Source organism: Xenorhabdus sp. NBAII XenSa04, from assembly GCF_963866145.1.
Taxonomy (GTDB): domain Bacteria; phylum Pseudomonadota; class Gammaproteobacteria; order Enterobacterales; family Enterobacteriaceae; genus Xenorhabdus; species Xenorhabdus indica.
Genome location: NZ_CAWMEB010000065.1, coordinates 1 through 482, shown reverse-complemented (window position 1 = coordinate 482; position 482 = coordinate 1). Strand labels below are relative to the sequence as shown.

General features: G+C 53.5%; 1 protein-coding gene. It reads left to right on the top strand.

All coding sequences use genetic code 11. The features are described from left to right. A partial coding sequence (locus tag AAC147_RS03200; RefSeq protein ID WP_047685599.1) for a phosphopantetheine-binding protein occupies positions 1-482 on the top strand: 482 nt, incomplete at both ends.

Genomic DNA, 482 nt, shown 5'->3' with positions numbered 1-482 from the left:
CTGCGTACCCACCTGAGTGCAGTTTTGCCGGATTATATGGTGCCGGTGGCCTTCGTGCGTCTGGATGCGTTTCCGTTGACACCGAATGGTAAGCTGGATCGTCGGGCACTGCCAATACCGAGCAATGAGGCGTTTGCCCGGCAGATCTATAAAACCCCGCAGGGGGAAACTGAAATGGCGTTGGCAGCGATTTGGGGTGGATTACTGGGCATGGAACAGATCAGCCGCCATGACAACTTCTTCGCGTTGGGAGGGGATTCACTGCTCGCTGTACATATGATTGGTCATTTGCGTCAGCGGGGATTGGCACTGACAGCGAGTGATTTATTCCAATCGCCGGTGTTAGCCGATCTGGCGAAAAGGTTGGGGCAGCATCAGAGCATCGAAATTCCGCCCAATGTGATTACTCCCGCAACACAGCAACTGATACCGGCCATGTTGCCGTTGGTGGATTTAACGCAGGCAGATATTGACCATATTGT